Origin of the sequence: Microbacterium sp. DT81.1, from assembly GCF_049844955.1 — a bacterium.
Lineage (GTDB): Bacteria > Actinomycetota > Actinomycetes > Actinomycetales > Microbacteriaceae > Microbacterium.
Genome location: NZ_JBNCMA010000002.1, coordinates 362,510 through 379,787 on the forward strand (window position 1 = coordinate 362,510; position 17,278 = coordinate 379,787).

Sequence of the window (17,278 nt, forward strand, 5' to 3'; positions counted from 1 at the left end):
AGAACCGCTTGCTACTGTGCCAAGCGTGATCATCGACGACCCGCGCACCCGGCGCGTCCTCCTCAACTCCGACGTCAAGAACGAGGCCGACGATCAGTTCGCGGTCGTCCACGCGCTCCTGTCGCCGACGCTGGACATCCGTGGCATCATCCCCGCCCACTTCGGCAGCGCGCGGTCGCAGACGTCGATGCTCGACTCCCGTGCCGAGCTGGAGCTGATCCTCGAGCTCATGGAGCGACCGGATGCCGTGCGGGTCGAGAACGGCGCCCCGCACGCGCTGCCGTCAGCGACCGAGCCGGTCGACAGCCCGGGTGCGCGCCTGATCATCGAGGAGGCAAGACGAGCGGATGCCGGTCCCCTCTTCATCGCCTTCCTCGGCCCGCTCTCCGACATGGCGACCGCGCTGCTGCTGGCCCCGGACATCGCCCGGACCGACACCACCGTCATATGGATCGGCGGACCGCCATACGGGGATCGCGAATACTCCGGCACATGGCCGGAGTTCAACCTGCGCAACGACATCCATGCGGCGAACGTCGTCTTCGCATCCGGCATCGCCGTGTGGCAGGTGCCGTCCGACATCTACCGCCTCGTGAGCGTGAGCTATGCCGAACTGCGCCGAAAGGTCGAGCCGCACGGCGCACTCGGGGCTCACCTCGCACAGGGAGTGGTCGACTTCAACACCGCACATCACCGGGTGGCGACGGAGTCGCGCTCGCTCGGTGACTCGCCGGCCATCGCGCTGCTGATCGACCCGTGGTGCGCGGTCTTCCGCAAGCAGGGGCCGACCCGGTTCACCGCGGACGGCCACTACGAGGCAGCCGACGTCGGCGGCGACATCCTCGTCGTCGAGCAGATCGACGTGCGGTTCCTGCTGGAGGACATGTTCGCCAAGCTCGCGGAGTTCGGCGAGGCGTCAGCGGCGGCGACCGCGCAGTAGGAGGTCACGGCGCCAGAGGACGGTCACGGCGTCCCGAGATCGGCCAGCCAGGAGAGGAAGGCTCGCTGGGTGGCCGCGTCGAAGGAGTGCGGAGCGTCGACCCAGTGCGCGGAATAGGCCTCGCCGGCGTTCCTGCTCTCGTAGTGGCGCCGGATCACCTCGTCTGCGGCACGCATCCCCTCGAGTGGAAACAGCGCGTCCCGTTCGGCGTACCCGACGAACAGCGGCCGCGGTGCGCGGCACGCGGCGATATCGGGCCAGTCGGCGACGCGACCGATCCCGGGGTTCATGAAGGCCCAGGTGTGCGAATGGAGATAGCCGTCGAGCATCGCATCCATCGTCGACATCATGGCGATGACGGCTGCTGCGCGGATGTCGTCGCTCAGTGCCGTCGCGAGCACCGCCCGCGCGCCGCCCCCCGAGAGCCCCGCGACCGTGACGCCCCCGTCTCGTACCCCCGGTCGCGCGGCGAGGATCTGCGCGGCGATGAGATCGTCGCGGACGATCACGCCGCCCCACGATGTGCCCAGGACTCCGAGCGTCTTGGCCATGACGTCCTCGTGCGGCCCGGCGTGCAGGTCGTATTCCCGTGCCTCATCCAGCGGCTCGCCGGCCCGGCGCCGCTCGTCCAGTTCGAGCCCAGCGATGTGCTCGCTTCGCCAGGGCATGTTCTCCACCGGCACCCGGCGACTGCCCCAGCCGAACGCATCATGCACCAGCACGACGTTGCCGGCCCGCGCGAACTCGTTCGCCACCGCCCGACCCGAATAGCACTCGTCGCGGAAGGCCTGGATCTGAGCGGAAACGGCGTCCGGGCCGTCGGCGATCTTCTCCTTGCCGTACCGCTTCATCCCGCCGTGGCAGTGCAGCGCGACGATTCCGGGGAGCGGACCGGTCTCGCCGCTCGGCCGCAGCAGGAACGCCTCCGTGTCTGGACCGAAACCCGTGCTCCACCGCAGCAGCGCACCGTCGACGCCGTTCCGCGTCCACCCGCCCAGCTCCTCGACTGCGGTGGCCGCGGGGATCGTCGGTACGCCGAGCACGTCGGTCAGGACGCGGGGGATGTCCTCCGGTGCACGACCGCTGAACGGCCGGCGATCGAGCAGAGAATCGAGACCTTCGATCCCTCGTAGGTCTCGGGGTGCAGGTTGCGGCGACACCGGCGCTCCTTTCATGTCGGGGGAGGCGTGCGCTCAGGCGAGCGCCGCGCGAAGCTCCCGGCCGAACGCCTCGGGCCGGTCGAGCATGACGAAGTGCTGTGCCCCGGCGAGAACGATCTCGGGGATGCCAGTGCGCGCGATGTCGTCGCTGCGGTCGTAGCTGCGGACCTCACCGCGGATGAGGGTGGTCGGCACCCGAACGGAGAGCAGGAGGTCGGTGATCGAGTCGTCGAGGGCGTCCGTGGTGTGGATGGCGCATCGCAGGAAGGCGACAGGATCGGTCAATCGGACCTCGGCCCGTCGCCACGCGGGGTCGCCGGCGAGAGTGAGCTCCCAGCCGCGGTCGAGGAAGTCCTGCTCGCTCCAGGCGGCGATATCGCCTGCACCGATGGCCCGACGGTCCAGCGCGGGCTCGACGGCTACGCACCGACGCACCAGGTCTGGCCTTGCTGCCGCGATCAGGATCGCAAGGGTGCCGCCCAGGCTGTGCCCGACGAGATCGACCGGCCCGTCCGCGACGGTCTCCACGACGGCGATCACGGCATCCCGGAGGGACGGCAGCGAATAGTCGTATGTCCGCGGGCGATCGCTCCTGCCATGGCCGGGCAGGTCGACCAGGATGGCGCGACGACCGAGACGGGAAGCGGCATCCGCCCACGACGCCGCCCCGTGGCATCCCAGACCGTGCAGATACACGACGGGACCGCCGTCGCCCGCGACATCGATCCAGCGCACCGCGTCGCCCCGGGGCGTGAATGCGACGAAGTCCGCGTACATCGACCTGCCTCCTGCTCGTGGCTCCGGTCGAATGTATCGCGATTCAGCGCGATCAGAAACCGGTTCCCAACGGATCGAAAAGATTCGGGTAACCGGTTTCCCTTTTCGCCGTTTCGGGCGTAGCATGTCTCGCACCGGTCGAGAAACCGGTTACCGAGCGCAAGCTGTGCCGACGCTCGAACAGCTCACCACGAACAAGGGGACGTCAATGAAGACTCACACGAAGCGCCGTGCGATCACGGCTCTATCGGTTGCGGCCGCAGCGGGCGTCGTGCTTGCGGGCTGCGCCGGCCCGGGTGCCGAGGACTCGGGAGATGTCACGCTCACGGTTCAGGCCTGGGCGGACACCACTCAGGCGGAGGTCTACGAAGAGGTCTTCGACGTCTTCGAGGAGAAGAACCCCGGCGTCACCGTCAAGCTCGACTGGATGGACGTGGGCTCGTACCAGGACAAGCTGGCGACGAAGTTCGCCGCCGGGAGCCCGCCGGACGTCATGTTCCTCGTCGGACTCTGGCTCGCTGAATACGCCTCGCGCGGGGCACTCGCCGACCTGAGCGAGTTCTCGGACGAGATCGACTTCGACGACCTGCCGGACAGCATCCTCGCGTCCGGACAGCTCGACGGCGCGACGTATGGCATGCCGACGGGGTCGACGGCCATCGGATTCGTCTACAACAACGAGATCGTCGAGCAGGCGGGCCTCGGGATGCCGGATGACTCCACCTGGACCTGGGAGGACTTCGAGGCGTTCAACAAGGACATCTTCGACGCGACCGGCGTGTACGGCACCGGCTTCTATGTCCCCTGGACCCCGGCCATCTCCACGTTCGCGCGCCAGCGCGGCGAGGACTTCTACACCGAAGACGGCGAACTCGGCGTCTCGGTCGACACCGTCGAGGATTACTTCCAGATGACGGTCGACATGCGTGCGGATGGCGGCTTCGCCCCCGCCGGCTCGCTCGAGGATCAGGGCAGCTCGACTGCGGAGTCTCCCCTCGGCAAGGACTTCATCGCATCCCAGGTGATCCCCTCCAACGTCTTCCCGGACTTCCAGTCCGCCCTGGACGGCAAGCTCTCACTCATGCGCTTCCCCGGTGAGACGGAGGGCGAGCGGCCCGGTATGGCGGTCACCCCGACGCTCCTGTGGGCCGCCGCGGCTCAGTCCAAGCATCCGGAGGAGGCCGCAAAGCTCATCGACTTCCTCACCAACGACCCCGAGTCCTACGAGGCTCGCTCCACGCTGCTCGGGGTGCCGATCAATCCGGCCGTCGCCGAAGAGGTCGCCGCCGGGCTGGAGCCCGATGCGAAGACGTTCGTCGACTACGTCCTCGGGCTTCAGGAGGAGGACCTCGCCCCGTACTTCCTCGAGCCCGCAGGCGCCGGAGAGGTGGGCAACGCGCTCGTGTCGGTCGGCACCGAGGTCGAGTTCGGCCGGATGACGCCGCGCGAAGCGGCGGAGAAGTTCGTCTCCGAGGCGGAGTCGATCCTCGCCAACGCCGGCTGATGCCACCGGGGCGGGTCCGCCGGACCCGCCCCCTCCCACCCGCACGATCGAAGGAGATACCGTGACCAGCCTTATCGGAGGCAGTGAGACCGTCGCCGAGGTCGAGCCAGGAGTTCTGAGCAGCGTCGTCCGAGACCGAGATCGTCCCTGGTGGCGCCGCAGCCGCGGGGGGAAGGACGACACCGCCGTCGCCTACGTGATGCTCATCCCCTGGATCCTCGGGATGCTGTTCACGATCATCCCCTTCGGCGTCTCGCTGTGGCTCGCCTTCACGGACTACAACCTGTTGCAGCCGCCCGAGTGGATCGGGTTCGAGAACTTCGTCCGGCTGTTCCAGGATCCGAAGATCGCGACCGCCACCCAGGTCACGCTGATGTACACGCTGCTGGCGGTTCCCATCTCGATAGCGGCTGCACTCGGGCTCGCGGTCCTCCTCAACCGGGGTGTGCGAGGACTCAACTTCTATCGATCCGTCTTCTACCTGCCGTCACTGATCGGCGCGAGCGTCGCCATCGTCATGCTGTGGCGCTCGATCTTCGGGTACAACGGCATCGTCAACCAGTTCCTCGGCTTCTTCGGCATCGATGGGCCAGGCTGGACGACGGATCCGGACTGGGCGCTCGTGACGCTCGTCACCCTCGCGGTCTGGGGCTTCGGGGCGTCGATGGTGATCTTCCTCGCCGGGCTGCGTCAGATTCCGCGGTCGTACTACGAGGCGGCCTCCGTCGACGGTGCGGGGGGATGGCGGCAGTTCCGGGCGATCACGCTGCCGCTGCTCAGCCCGGTCATCTTCTTCAATCTCGTGCTCGGTCTGATCGGCTCGCTGCAGACCTTCACGCAGGCCTTCGTCTTCAGCGGCGGCACCGGCGGTCCCGCCGAGTCCACCCTGTTCTACAACCTGTACCTCTACCAGCAGGGCTTCCAGCGGTTCGACATGGGCTACGCGTCAGCGATGGCGTGGGTCATGTTCGTCGTGATCGCACTGTTCACCGCGATCAACTTCTTCGCCTCGAAGTATTGGGTCTTCTACGATGACTGACACCACGGTAATCCGCACCGGCCTTCGCGGCCGCTCCAGCCTTCGCAGCCTTGCCGGCAAGGTCGGCGGTGAGACGCATCAGGAAGAGCTGACCGGCAGTCCCCGTCAGCGCTTCCTCCGCCATGTCGTGCTGATCGGTCTCGGCGTCGTGATGATCTACCCACTGCTGTGGATGCTCTCGGCGTCGTTCAAGCCGAGTGACATGGTCTTCAACGACGCGGGTCTCATCCCGAGCGAGATCGAACTCGGAAACTACGCGCAGGGGTGGGACGCACTGGAGTACCCGTTCCAGCTGTACATGTGGAACTCGCTCCTGCTGGCAGTCCTCAACATCATCGGCAACCTGCTGTCATGCTCGCTCGCCGCCTACGCCTTCGCTCGGCTGCGGTTCCGCGGTCGCAAGCTGATGTTCGCAGCGATGCTGGGCACGATGCTGCTCCCCGCTCACGTCGTGCTGATCCCGCAGTACATCGTGTTCGCCAAGCTCGGATGGGTCAACACGTTCCTGCCGCTGACCGTGCCGGCGTTCCTCGCTTCGAACGCGTTCTTCGTGTTCCTGCTCGTGCAGTTCATGAGGAACCTCCCCATGGAGCTGCAGGATGCCGCCAAGATCGACGGCGCGGGGGCGTTCCGCACGTTCTGGAGCATCATCCTTCCGCTCACGAAGCCGGCGCTCGCGACGATCGCCATCTTCACCTTCATCGGCAGCTGGAACGACTTCTTCGGGCCGCTGCTGTACCTGACCGACCAGAAGCTGCTCACCGTGCCGCTGGCCCTGCGCCAGTTCGTGGCGAGTGAGGGCTCGAGCCAGTGGGGTCCGATGTTCGCGATGTCGGTTGTCTCCCTGCTGCCGGTGATCGCCTTCTTCTTCATCGGACAGCGCTACCTCATCAACGGCATCGCGACGACGGGACTGAAATGACGGACTTCACTCGCCGCTACGCCATCATCGGGACGGGCGGTCGCTCGGAGATGTACCTGCGGGCACTGCTGACCACTCACGCCGACCTCGGCGAGGTCGTCGCCTTCCTGGACACCAACGAGAGGCGCATGGCGTTCTATGACGGGGTGGCTCGAGAACTCGGCAGTGCAGCCGCCATCCGGCACTTCGCTCCCGAGTCGTTCGAGACGATGCTCGCCGAGACCGTACCCGATGTCCTCATCGTCACCTCGCCGGACTTCACGCACGCCGAGTACATCGTGGCCGGTCTTGACCGTGGCCTGGACGTCGTCTGCGAGAAGCCCATGACGATCGATGCGCCGAGCCTGCGGGCCATCGTGGACGCAGCCGACCGGTCGGCGGGCAACCTCATCGTCACCTTCAACTACCGCTACTCGCCGCGCAACACCCTCGTGCGCCAGATCATCGCGGACGGCCTGATCGGCGATGTGACCTCCGTGCACTTCGAGTGGTGCCTGGACACCGTGCACGGGGCGGACTACTTCCGCCGATGGCACAGGGAGAAGTCGAAATCCGGTGGGCTCCTGGTGCACAAGTCGACGCATCACTTCGACCTGGTCAACTGGTGGATCGACGATGTGCCCGATGTCGTGTTCGCACTCGGGCGGCTCAGATTCTACGGACCCGAGAATGCGGCGCGTCGTGGCCTGGGACCGCGCGCCGAGCTGGGTCGCGACCTGCCGGGCGATCCTTTCGCCCTGGACCTCGCCGCAGACGACAAGCTGTCGGCCCTGTTCCTCGAGGCGGAGTCGCTGGACGGCTACCAGCGCGATCGCGACGTGTTCTCGGACGGCATCACAATCGAGGACAACATGACCGTCGCCGTCGGGTACCGGAGCGGTGCGTCCCTCGCGTACACCCTTGTCGCGCACTCGCCCTGGGAGGGGTATCGCGTCGCGATCTCGGGAACCGAGGGACGCGTGGAGCTGGAGGTGGTCGAGCGAGGCGCCGTCAGCCACGACCGTGCGACCAGTGGCCTCGGGCCGAACGGCAAGTCCGCTCCCGTCGTCGACCCGAGCGCGCAGGTCGACGACCTCGCGCAGACGGAGACCGTCCGTCCCCACGGGTCGCGCGTCGTGCTGCAGCGCCTGTGGGAGCCGCCCCGCGTCATCCCCATTCCGGAAGGTGTCGGATCGCACGGCGGTGGGGATCGGATGCTGCTCGACGACGTGTTCCGTGGACCGGGGGAGGACCCCCTCCGGCGTCAGGCCGGGTACCTCGACGGGGTGCGCAGCGTGATCGTCGGCGTCTCAGGCAACGAGTCCATCCGCACCGGGATGCCGGTGCGCGTCGCCGAGTTCGGGCTCCCCCTGATCGAATCCGATGGCGGCGTCCACGGCCTCCGGCCCAAGGTCTCCGCGTGACGGGCCGAAGGCACCTCATCCTCGTGCTGGGCCAGTCCAACGCGAACGGCTCGAACACCGACTATCAGCCCGACGGGCTCGACGCGCGCGACCCGCGGATCGAGGTGTTCCCCGGTTCCGGGCCGGACGCCGGCACCATCGTGCACGCGCGCGAGCCGCTTCCGCCCATCGGGGGCCACCCGCCGGGTGGGCTTGGACCGGGCGGGCCGTTCGCCGCGCTGCTCCTTCCGACGCTTCCGCCGGAGGACCGGATCCTTCTCGTGCCCGTCACGATGGGCAGCACCGGCATGCGCTCGCACGGCGGTTACGCCGGCGTGTGGAAGGTGGACCTGGTGAAAGACGGTGCTCCGAATCTCTTCGACGCCACGATCGCGCACAGTACCGCCGCCCTGGAGGCGGCCGGTCCCGGCGCGACGATCGACGCGATCCTGTGGCATCAGGGCGAGACCGACGGCGGCCGCAGCGAGGCGGACTACGCCGCCGACCTCGATGAGCTGATCGGGGCGCTCCGGGAACGGCTGCCGGCCGCGGCCGATGCGCCCTTTCTCGTGGGTCAGCTCCCGGCGGAGCGTCGCCGCGCATACCCGAACCACCAGGGCGTGGCGGATGCCCTGCGGAACACCCCGAACCGGGTACCGAACACCGGCTATGCCGAGGCGCCGCCGTTCGGTCACGTCAACGACCTCACCACGCACCTGACGGCATCCGGTCAGCGCATCCTCGGCGAGAACTACTTCGTCGCGTACGAGGAGCTGCGCGCAGGCTGAGCAGGCGCGCGCCGCTCCCCATCGAGCAGGCCCGCGGATGCGACCCCTTCGGCCACCAGCGCGGCGACGGCATCCGCGCCCTCGTCGGACAGATGGGTGTCGTCGGCCTCGCCATCGGGGAAGCCGGGCCACACTCGCGGCTCGAGCCAGAGGAACAGCCGCTTGCTCTCTTCGGGCCCGAGCTCCTGCACCAGGCTGCCCGTCAGCCGCGTGAGATCGATCAGGGCGACACCCTCCGCGGCGGCGAGCCGGCGCACGCGCTCCGGGTAACCGCCGTGAGTCGAGCGCAGGCGGCCGTCGACGAAATGCCGGCGCACGATGGGGGTCAGCAGGACGGGCACTCCGCCGCGCGCGCGGGCGCCGATGAGATAACGGCGGAGGTTCGACTCGAACTCCGTGAAGACGTCGCTGTGCCGTTCATCCGGCTTCGAATCGTTGTGGCCGAACCCGATCAGCAGCAGGTCGCCCGGCTCCAGGGTGTCGAGAGCCGCATCGAGTGCACCGAGCTCGATGAAGCTGCGGCTGCTCGCCCCGGAGATCGCGAGATTGCGCGTCGGCATCCCGGTGTGCCGACGGAGGCGCTGTCCCCACCCCGTGCGCGGCGCGCGGCTCTGGTCGTAGTGCGACGCGGTCGAGTCCGAGACGATGACGGCGGCGGGGCCCTCTTGCATGCGGGCCGCGGGGGCGGTGAGCCAGTCCCGGGGATCGGGAGCCAGGGCGGCCTGTGGTCGGTCTTCCCCCCGCCGGGCGCCTTCGCCGACGTTCTCGAACTCCTCGAACCGCGCGTCGCGCCACGAGAATCCGCCCATGTCGTCCCACGGCTCGGCGGCGATGTGCGCCCCCAGGCGGCATCGTGCGAACACGGCCTGCCCGACCGCATCCGGTTTGCCGCCCGGGTGCCAGGGACGTCCCAGTCGCACGGATCCGTCCGGAAGATCGGCGACGACGTCCACGTTCCAGAAGAGGAACCCCCGCGGGTTCTCCCGCGCGGTGCTCGGCGCGGCGATGTAACCGGGCCCCACGCTGCGCAGGATGCCCCCTTCGATGAGGGCCGTGGCGCGGCCGTAGACGAAGTCGACATCCCCCTGGATCTCGCACTCCCGCAGGTGCACGCGGCGCCACGCGGCGAAACTGGGGGCGTCGAGCAGAACGGTGTCCTGCCTGCCCAGCAGACGGCACCCATCGAGAAGGATCTCATCGCCGCGGGTTCGCAGGGCGAGCGCCTGCACGTTCGGAAGCTCAGGATGCGCGCGGCGGTCGAAGCTGTTCTCGATCGTGATGTGCCGGACGGTGACCGCATCGGCGTCGATCGTCAGGGTCGCGCACGACTGGACGAACTCCATGCCCGTTCGGTCGCGGTCTCCTTGCCGCAGGCCGAAGGTCAGCACGACATCCTCGGCGGCGCCCGTGGACGAGCGGATCAGCAGGGGCGCATCCCGAGGGGCGATCACGACGTGCTCGATGTACACGCCGGGATGCAGCACGATCTCGGTGGCGTCGGGGTCTGCGAGCGCCATCCCGAGCGTCGGGATCATGTCTGCGTCGTCTCCGACCCGCAGCATCTTCGCCATTGTTTCCTCCGAGTAACCGGTTTCCGGTACGATTCTATGCATAGTAACCGGTTTCTCAACAGAATCGATCCCATGAACCTTCGGCACGACGATGAGCCGCACTACCAGAACCCGATCCTCGACGAGGACCGGCCGGACCCCGATGCGATCCGGGTGGGCCGCGACTTCTACCTCGTCGCGTCGAGCTTCAACCGCGCGCCCGGGCTTCCGGTGTTCACCTCCCGCGACCTCGTCAATTGGGCCCCCGTCACGTCGGCCATCCCCCGCAACGAGCCCGAAGACTGGTTCCGGCTGCCCCGGCACGGCGGGGGCGTATGGGCGCCCTCCATCCGCCACCACGAGGGCACCTTCCACATCGTCTTCCCCGATCCGGATCGCGGAATCCTTGTGACGAGCGCGACCGATGCGGCCGGGCCATGGACCGAGCCGAGGGTGCTGCTCGAGGGCCTCGGCCTGATCGATCCGTGCCCGCTGTGGGACGACGACGGCGCGGCGTATCTGGTGCACGGCTGGGCCGGCAGCCGCGCGGGGCGCAAGAACGAGCTGTGGGTCGCACCCGTCGATGCGCGGCTGACCACCGCACTGGGTCCGAGCAGGCTGGTGATCGACGGGAACGCGCTGGACGGGTACCGAACGCTCGAGGGGCCGAAGTTCTACAAGCGGGACGGCTGGTACTGGATCTTCGCCCCAGCCGGCGGAGTCGCGACCGGATGGCAGTCGGTGTTCCGTTCCCGGAGCGTGTTCGGTCCCTACGAGGGCCGGATCGCCCTGGAGCAGGGAGAGACCACCGTCAACGGACCCCACCAGGGCGCATGGGTGGACGCCGGGGACGGCACGGACTGGTTCCTCCACTTCCAGGACCGGGGCGCATTCGGTCGCGTGCTGCATCTTCAGCCGATGGCGTGGGATGCCGAGGGCTGGCCGCTCATGGGCCGGGCCGTCTCGGGCGGAGCGGCGGTCCCCGTGCTGCGGCATCCCTCGCCCCTCGGGGCGGTCCAGCAGCGGCGCACGCTCGCGGCGGACGACGACTTCATCGATGGGATCGACGCGAACTGGGCGTGGCAGGCGAATCCACGCGCCGATTGGTGGGACACCGGATCGGACGGGCTGCGGCTCGTGGCCGTGCCGAACGACGGGGGGAATCTCCGCGCGATCCCGCAGGTGCTCGGGCAGCCCCTTCCGGGGATGCCGACATCGGCGGAGGTGTCGATTCGAGTCGACGGGCCGCCGGGAACGCGCGCGGGGTTACTGGTGCTGGGCCGGAGCTACCTCTGGGTGGGACTCCGGGTGGGCGATGGGGGGAGACGGCTCGTCGTCGCCACCCGGATAGACGGTCGGCTCGAGGAGGAGATCGTGCGCGATCGACCGTGGGCGAGTGACGAAGTCCGCCTGCGGGTGATCGTCGACAGTGATGCCGTCGTCTCGGCACTCGTCCTCGACGGAGGGGTGTGGCAGGAGCTCGCGGTCGCGTTCACGGCCGTCGCGGGTCACTGGATCGGCGCGGAGATCGGAATCTTCGCCGCGGCGCCGCTCGGCGGCGAGCCGGGCGTTGCGCGGATGCAGCGGTTCCGGATCCGCACAGAGGATCCGGTCGGCGCGCAGGATCCGATCGACACAGAGGAGCCGGACGGCGCGCAGGCTCCCGTGAGCCGGAGCCGAGCATGACCTCGGCGGTAGAGCTCGAGGTGAATGGGCACGTCGTCGCTCGGCTGGATGACGGCTCGGACATGGCGCCGCAGCTCTCTCCGCGCCCGTTCGTCGAGGTGTGGACCCTCGGGGGAGAGCCCGTGACTCAGACTCATCCGAGCGACCATCCGCACCATTACGGCGTGAGTGCCGCCCTGCCCGATGTCGACGGCGTGAGCTACTGGGGTGGGCGCACGTACGTGCGCGGGAGCGGGTCGACCATGCTGGAGAATCACGGGACGCAGCGGGTCGAGAGCCGGACGGTGTCGGCCTCGGGCGTTCTCGACGAGATCTCGTGGCGGCGACCCGACGGCAGCCTCCAGGCAGTCGAACAGCGCGAGGTGTCGGTGGAAGGGTTCGACGGCGGCTGGATTCTCGACTGGGTGTCACGACTGCAGGCGCCGGACGGCGTCACGCTGGGGAGCCCCGCGACGAACGGGCGGCCGGGAGCGTTCTACGGAGGCCTGTTCTGGCGCACGCCCTTCGAATCGGCCGCGATCTCATCGGAGGCACTCGCCGGGGTCCAGGCGGCCCACGGATCGGAGTCGCCGTGGCTTGCGATCCAGTCTCCTCGGGCCGCGCTCGTGGCGGCGGCGCCGCGAGGGTACCCGTGGTTCGTCCGGGACGACGGCTACGTCGGATTCGGTCCCGCGGTGGCGGTGCGGCATCGGCGTGCCGTGCCGCCGGGAGGCGCATTGACCCTGCGGCTCCGGGTCGCCGTGCTGAATGGCGACGAGGAGCGCGTCGTGGAGCGAGGCCGCCGAGCCGTGTTCGGCGGAGAAGGAGGCCGGCTGTGACCACCTCGTCTACCCCCACGGTCGCGGTGGTCGGTGCCCATGGGCACGGCCGTTCGCACGTCGTCATCGCGACCGACGCCCATCGCGAGGGGCGCATCACCCTGGCGGCCGTGGTCGATCCCGTGCCCGTCCCCTCCGGCCTCCTCCCCGACGCGACCGCCTATCACTCAGAGCTCGCATCTCTCCTCGAGGCTGCGGTGCCTGATGTCGTGATCATCAGTACGCCGATCCACACCCACGCCGACCTGGCCCTCGCGGCCGTGCGGGCGGGGGCGGACGTTCTCCTCGAGAAGCCGCCGACCGCCACCCTGACGGAGTTCGATGAGCTGTGCGCGGAGTCCGAGAGAGCGGGCGCCCTGGTGCAGGTCGGCTTCCAGAGTCTCGGCTCGCACGCCCTCGCCTACATCCGGGATCGCGTGCGCGAGGGCGCGGTCGGCGAGATCACCCGCTACGGCGCCTCGGCGGGCTGGGTGCGGCCCGAGAGCTACTGGCGACGTGCCGCGTGGGCCGGCAGACGCCGAGTGGGCGACCGCGTCGTGGCAGACGGCGTGCTCACCAATCCTCTGGCTCACGCCACGGCCACGGCGCTCGCGCTGGCGGACCGCATGCGAGCGGACGACGTCGTCGGCATGACCCTCGACCTGCATCGAGCCAACGACATCGAGGCCGACGACACCTCCGTCGCTCGCCTTGGGCTGCGGGACGCGCCATCGCTCACGACCGCGGTGACTCTCTGCGCGGCCTCCCGCGAGGAACCGTGGGTCGAGGTCGTGGGCACGAAGGGCCGCATCGTCTTCTACTACGGGATCGACGTCGTGCAGGAGCACTCGCGCACGGGCGAGCCGCCGGTGACGACGCGGCACGATCGCACGCCGCTCCTCGAGGACCTCATCATCGCGCGTCGCGACGCTCGCCCGCTGTGCTCGCCGCTCGTGGACAGCGGAGGATTCATGAGGCTCCTGCAGGGGGTGATGGATGCACCCGATCCGGCGGCGATCGACCCGTCCCGGGTGCGGTGGGTGACGGACGCCGCCGGCCGCCATCCGATCGTCGACGGTGTCGAGCATGCCCTGCACGAGGCCGTCCGCACGGAGCGCACGTTCCGCGAGGCCGGCGTGGAGTGGGCTCAAGCCTGAGAGGCGGTCCGGCTCTTGCCCTCAGCGGGCGGGACCGGTGCTTGCTCGCACGACCAGATCCGGACGGAATCTCGTCTCCGACGGTTCCTCGCCGCGGTCGATCGCGGCTCGCAGCTTCTGCCACGCCACCTCGCCGATCCGCACCTGATCGATCGTCACCGTCGTCAGGGGCGGGGACGAGAATCGGCTGAACGGGATGTCGTCGAATCCGGCGACGGAGAGGTCGGCCGGAACCGCGATCGATTCCTCGTTCAGCCGGCCGAGGAAGCCGAGGGCGACCAGGTCATTGAAGGCGATCACCGCAGTGGCACCGGTGGACTGCACGTCCGGCCACGCCCGATAGCCGTCCACCAGGGTCGATCCGCACGGTACCCAGTGGATCTCGAGATCGTCCCGCTCCTGCTTCATCTTCTCGAGTGTCTCCATCCGGACGACATTCGACGCGCTCTGCGGCGGCCCCTCCAGGTACGCCAGGCGGCGGTGGCCGAGGGCGACCAGGTGGTCGACGAGAGACCGGATGCCGGCGGCGTAGTCGATCGTGACCGCCGGCGCGACGCCGCCCTGCGTGCTGCGGTTGATCACGACCGCGGGCTGCACGGTGCGCAGCAGCTCGACCAGCGCCTCGCCGCTCGATCGCGGTGCGCACAGCACGACCGCGTCGCAACGGCGTCGCGCGTCACGGGCGATCGCGACCTCGTCGGCGACGACCTCTTGAGAGTCCGACACCAGCACGCGGTACCCGTCGGCCCCGGCCGCGTGGTGGAAGCCCTTCAGGATCTCCTGGAACATCGGATTGCCGAGGTCGGGGACCATCATCGCGACGGTCTGGGTCACCCCGAGCGACAGGGAACGCGCGGTCCCGCTCGGCGCGTATTCGAGCTCGGAGGCGGTCGCCAGGACCCGCTCGGCGATCGATGCGTCCACCGTGCTGATGCCGTTCATCACCCGTGAGACGGTTGCCCGCGACACACCCGCCGCGCGCGCGACGTCGGTGATGGTCGCGCGCTTGCCCGCGTTCACCGCGTCGATGGTCATCACATCCTCCGGACGTCGCGCTGGGGAGCGCACTCGCGGTTCTGCGAGAGTGCAGTGCCCCATCCGTTGCCCAGCATAGCGGGGAACCGGTTACCGGATCGGGACGTCGGTCGAGCCGGAGGGACCGATCGCCACGCGCGTCACCTCGCCGCGCATCTCGACGGTGTGCACGGTTCCGATGCCTCCTCGAAGAGTCAGTGAGGTCGGGACGCCGTGGCGCCAGTCGAGGTCGATTTCCGCGCCGCCTCGCACCCGTGCACCGCGCACCCTGCCGCTCGGCCACTGCGCCGGAAGGGCGGGCAGTATCGCGATGCGGCCGCCGTGCGACTGCACGATCATCTCCAGGATCGCCGCGGTGATGCCGAAGTTGCCGTCGATCTGGAACGGCGGATGCGCGCAGAAGAGATTCGCGTACAGCCCCGCCTGGCCGGACGGTCCGGGATCGTCCGGTTCCCTAACGGGTGCGAGGAAGTCGCGCAGCGCGGCGTGGGCACCCACCGCATCCCGGAGGCGCGCCCGCAGCCCGACCCGCCAGGCGAGCGACCAGCCCGTGGTGTCGCGGCCCCGCACATCGAGGCTCCGCGCAGCGGCTCGGCAGAGTTCCGCTTCGGTCCAGGGGACCACCGCGTCCCCAGGCAGCACGCCATAGAGATGAGACTGATGACGGTGATGCGGTTCGGCGTCAGGGGAGTCGTCGTACCACTCGGCGAGCAGCCCCTCGCCGGTGATGTGCTCGCGAGGGATGCGCGACAGGGCGCGCGCCGCTCGAGCGACGAGCGGATCATCGAGCCCCAGCATCTCGGCCGCGCTCACGACATTCGTCAGCAGGTCCCGGATCATGGCGAGATCGGCGGTCGTCGAGACCGTCAGCCCGGTTCGCACCGCGCCGACGAGGAAGTGATTCTCCGGGGAGGTGGAAGGCATCGTGCCGAGCGTGCCGTCGTCGAGTTCGACGAGCCAGTCCAGGACGAAGGCGGCGGCGCCCCGCAGGATCGGCCAACTCCGATCGCGAAGCTCTTCCAGGTCCTGGGAGAAGAGCCAGCGATCCCAGAGGTGTCGGCAGAGCCAAGCCCCGCCCATGGGCCACATGGACCACACCGGGTCGAACGTGCCGTCGCCGACGGGAACGGAGAACCCCCAGATGTCCGAGTTGTGATGCACCGTCCAGCCCGGCAGTCCGTACAGCTCGCGCGCGGTTCTCGCGCTCCGTTCGGCGAGGTCGCCCAGCCATTCGAGCAGGGGCTCGTGGCATTCGGCCAGATTCACCGCCTCGGTGGGCCAGTAGTTCATCTGGAGGTTGATGTTCGTGGTGTAGTTGCCGCGCCACGGCGGAAGCAGCTTGTCGTTCCAGATGCCCTGCAGATTCAGCGGACCGCTGCCGGCGCGCGACCCCGCGATCGTGAGGTAACGGCCGAAGGCGAACACGGTTTCGGCCAGCCTGCGCTCGTCTCCGTCCTCGGCCGCGCCGCGAAGCAGCTCGGCCGTCGAGACCGACGCGGAGCCGGAGGTGCCCAGGTGCAGCGACATCCTGTCGTAGAGCGCGCGGTGATCGGCGACGTGCCGAGCGTGCAGCGCATCGCCGCGTGCGAGCGCCGCGGCGGACCGCGCCGACGCCTCGGCCAGGAGCCGGGATGCGTCTCCGTGCGGTGCGATCCGCATGCCGACGAAGTCGGTTGCGGTCGCGACGACGATGCGGATGCGGCGGGCCCCGGCGAACGCCAGCGCGCCGGTGGAGACACCGTCATGCTCGAGGAGAAGGGCGACGACGGCAGTGACGGCGGCACCCGGAGCGGGGTCGTGAAGGGCGTGCTCGGTCTTCGACCCGGCTTCACGGGAGATGTCGGAGGGCATCCGCACGGTGATCGTCGCGTCCGCCGCTCCGGCGCGGACCGTGCCGTCTTCGTGGGGTGTGTCCAGCAGCACGCGGCCGGAGAAGGGGGCTCCCCGCGTCACCTCCCGCTCGATGACGAGCACACCGTCGGGGGCGCTCACCCATGACACCTCACGCGCCGATTGCGCCGGCGTGGTCCAGGTCGTCGTGCTCGTGGCCGTCGGCAGGTCGAGGATCCGCTCCAGCGTCCGGGGCTCGCGGTCGCCGTCGGATTCCACCCACACATCGGCCAGGGGCTGGTATGCCTGCGACCACCCCAGCTGCAGATCCTGCTCCGCCGCAGTGGCGGCGGCCACGTCGCCCGCCGCCAACGCCGAACGCACGCGCGCGAGCGCGGCGGGCCCGTCGACGGATGCATGGCTGAGCCTGCCGTGGGCCGAGGCGGGGGAGCCGGTCCAGCAGGTGTCGTCGTTCAGCTGGAATCGGGAGCGATGTGGCGTGCCGAACACCATGGAACCCAGGCGCCCGTTGCCCAGAGGCCAGGCCTCGGTCCAGCGTTCGGCGGGCCTGCCGGCGGCGAGCCGTTCGGCGCTCATCGCGAAGGTGGGGAAGAGATCGAATCGGACAGGATGCGTTCCTTTCGCCGGACAGGAGAACGCGGTGCGGGCAACGGCGGGAAAGCGGTTGCTCCGACACGGCACACACGGTAT

The 17,278-nt window shown here is 69.1% G+C and carries 14 protein-coding genes; 9 read left to right on the forward strand and 5 right to left on the reverse strand.

The annotated features are described in order from the left end of the window. The first annotated feature begins 25 nt into the window (after window positions 1–25). Window positions 26–940: a nucleoside hydrolase gene (locus ACLQ2Q_RS06870; protein WP_425819322.1), complete on the forward strand. Its 915-nt coding sequence runs from the start codon at window positions 26–28 to the stop codon at window positions 938–940. A gap of 23 nt (window positions 941–963) precedes the next feature. Here the strand turns inward: ACLQ2Q_RS06870 and ACLQ2Q_RS06875 are convergent, their stop codons facing one another. Continuing rightward, the gene (locus tag ACLQ2Q_RS06875; protein ID WP_425819324.1) at window positions 964–2,100 is read right to left on the reverse strand and encodes a dienelactone hydrolase family protein; all 1,137 of its coding nucleotides are present in this window, start codon (window positions 2,098–2,100) and stop codon (window positions 964–966) included. A 33-nt stretch (window positions 2,101–2,133) separates the two neighbouring features. Further along, complete coding sequence (locus tag ACLQ2Q_RS06880) at window positions 2,134–2,877, reverse strand: alpha/beta fold hydrolase (RefSeq protein WP_425819326.1); 744 nt, start codon at window positions 2,875–2,877, stop codon at window positions 2,134–2,136. A gap of 208 nt (window positions 2,878–3,085) precedes the next feature. On the opposite strand from ACLQ2Q_RS06880, the gene ACLQ2Q_RS06885 reads away from it, so the two are divergent. The 5 genes from ACLQ2Q_RS06885 to ACLQ2Q_RS06905 all read left to right on the forward strand — a co-directional run bounded on the left by ACLQ2Q_RS06885 (window position 3,086) and on the right by ACLQ2Q_RS06905 (window position 8,512). Beyond that, window positions 3,086–4,381, forward strand: coding sequence for an ABC transporter substrate-binding protein (locus tag ACLQ2Q_RS06885; RefSeq protein ID WP_425819328.1), 1,296 nt, complete (start codon window positions 3,086–3,088; stop codon window positions 4,379–4,381). Between the two features lie 115 nt (window positions 4,382–4,496). Further along, window positions 4,497–5,420: a carbohydrate ABC transporter permease gene (locus ACLQ2Q_RS06890; protein WP_425819957.1), complete on the forward strand. Its 924-nt coding sequence runs from the start codon at window positions 4,497–4,499 to the stop codon at window positions 5,418–5,420. Beyond that, window positions 5,413–6,342, forward strand: a complete 930-nt coding sequence (locus ACLQ2Q_RS06895; protein ID WP_425819329.1) for a carbohydrate ABC transporter permease — start codon at window positions 5,413–5,415, stop codon at window positions 6,340–6,342. The genes ACLQ2Q_RS06890 and ACLQ2Q_RS06895 overlap by 8 nt, the downstream gene beginning before the upstream one ends. Beyond that, window positions 6,339–7,745 (forward strand): Gfo/Idh/MocA family protein, encoded by a 1,407-nt coding sequence (locus ACLQ2Q_RS06900; protein ID WP_425819330.1) that lies wholly within the window; start codon window positions 6,339–6,341, stop codon window positions 7,743–7,745. The genes ACLQ2Q_RS06895 and ACLQ2Q_RS06900 overlap by 4 nt, the downstream gene beginning before the upstream one ends. Further along, window positions 7,742–8,512 carry a sialate O-acetylesterase gene (locus ACLQ2Q_RS06905; protein ID WP_425819332.1) on the forward strand — a complete coding sequence of 257 codons (771 nt, stop codon included), beginning with the start codon at window positions 7,742–7,744 and terminating at the stop codon, window positions 8,510–8,512. Before ACLQ2Q_RS06900 ends, ACLQ2Q_RS06905 begins: the two co-directional genes overlap by 4 nt. Here ACLQ2Q_RS06905 and ACLQ2Q_RS06910 read toward each other — a convergent pair. Then, window positions 8,476–10,083: a pectinesterase family protein gene (locus ACLQ2Q_RS06910; RefSeq protein ID WP_425819334.1), complete on the reverse strand. Its 1,608-nt coding sequence runs from the start codon at window positions 10,081–10,083 to the stop codon at window positions 8,476–8,478. The two genes, ACLQ2Q_RS06905 and ACLQ2Q_RS06910, sit on opposite strands and share 37 nt — an antisense overlap. Before the next feature lie 72 nt (window positions 10,084–10,155). Between ACLQ2Q_RS06910 and ACLQ2Q_RS06915 the strand changes: the two genes are divergently transcribed. The 3 genes from ACLQ2Q_RS06915 to ACLQ2Q_RS06925 are packed head-to-tail and all read left to right on the forward strand — an operon-like array spanning window position 10,156 to window position 13,702. Continuing rightward, entirely contained in the window at window positions 10,156–11,748 is a 1,593-nt protein-coding gene (locus ACLQ2Q_RS06915; RefSeq protein ID WP_425819336.1) for a family 43 glycosylhydrolase, read from the forward strand. Continuing rightward, the gene (locus tag ACLQ2Q_RS06920; RefSeq protein ID WP_425819338.1) at window positions 11,745–12,566 is read left to right on the forward strand and encodes a DUF6807 family protein; all 822 of its coding nucleotides are present in this window, start codon (window positions 11,745–11,747) and stop codon (window positions 12,564–12,566) included. The genes ACLQ2Q_RS06915 and ACLQ2Q_RS06920 overlap by 4 nt, the downstream gene beginning before the upstream one ends. Beyond that, complete coding sequence (locus ACLQ2Q_RS06925; RefSeq protein ID WP_425819340.1) at window positions 12,563–13,702, forward strand: Gfo/Idh/MocA family protein; 1,140 nt, start codon at window positions 12,563–12,565, stop codon at window positions 13,700–13,702. The genes ACLQ2Q_RS06920 and ACLQ2Q_RS06925 overlap by 4 nt, the downstream gene beginning before the upstream one ends. A 21-nt stretch (window positions 13,703–13,723) precedes the next feature. Here ACLQ2Q_RS06925 and ACLQ2Q_RS06930 read toward each other — a convergent pair whose 3' ends face one another. Both ACLQ2Q_RS06930 and ACLQ2Q_RS06935 read right to left on the reverse strand, forming a co-directional pair. Then, complete coding sequence (locus ACLQ2Q_RS06930; protein ID WP_425819342.1) at window positions 13,724–14,737, reverse strand: LacI family DNA-binding transcriptional regulator; 1,014 nt, start codon at window positions 14,735–14,737, stop codon at window positions 13,724–13,726. 90 nt (window positions 14,738–14,827) lie between these two features. Continuing rightward, on the reverse strand, window positions 14,828–17,164 hold the full coding sequence (locus tag ACLQ2Q_RS06935) for a glycosyl hydrolase family 95 catalytic domain-containing protein (RefSeq protein ID WP_425819344.1): 2,337 nt from the start codon (window positions 17,162–17,164) through the stop codon (window positions 14,828–14,830). Between the last annotated feature and the right edge of the window lie 114 nt (window positions 17,165–17,278).

What these genes read in the sequence shown, in the direction of transcription:
- ACLQ2Q_RS06880 (WP_425819326.1), bottom strand. Translation starts at nt 2,877, where the DNA reads ATGTACGCGGACTTCGTCGCATTCACGCCCCGGGGCGACGCGGTGCGC.
- ACLQ2Q_RS06910 (WP_425819334.1), bottom strand. Translation starts at nt 10,083, where the DNA reads ATGGCGAAGATGCTGCGGGTCGGAGACGACGCAGACATGATCCCGACG.
- ACLQ2Q_RS06900 (WP_425819330.1), top strand. Translation starts at nt 6,339, where the DNA reads ATGACGGACTTCACTCGCCGCTACGCCATCATCGGGACGGGCGGTCGC.
- ACLQ2Q_RS06930 (WP_425819342.1), bottom strand. Translation starts at nt 14,737, where the DNA reads ATGACCATCGACGCGGTGAACGCGGGCAAGCGCGCGACCATCACCGAC.
- ACLQ2Q_RS06915 (WP_425819336.1), top strand. Translation starts at nt 10,156, where the DNA reads ATGAACCTTCGGCACGACGATGAGCCGCACTACCAGAACCCGATCCTC.
- ACLQ2Q_RS06885 (WP_425819328.1), top strand. Translation starts at nt 3,086, where the DNA reads ATGAAGACTCACACGAAGCGCCGTGCGATCACGGCTCTATCGGTTGCG.
- ACLQ2Q_RS06920 (WP_425819338.1), top strand. Translation starts at nt 11,745, where the DNA reads ATGACCTCGGCGGTAGAGCTCGAGGTGAATGGGCACGTCGTCGCTCGG.
- ACLQ2Q_RS06935 (WP_425819344.1), bottom strand. Translation starts at nt 17,164, where the DNA reads ATGAGCGCCGAACGGCTCGCCGCCGGCAGGCCCGCCGAACGCTGGACC.
- ACLQ2Q_RS06895 (WP_425819329.1), top strand. Translation starts at nt 5,413, where the DNA reads ATGACTGACACCACGGTAATCCGCACCGGCCTTCGCGGCCGCTCCAGC.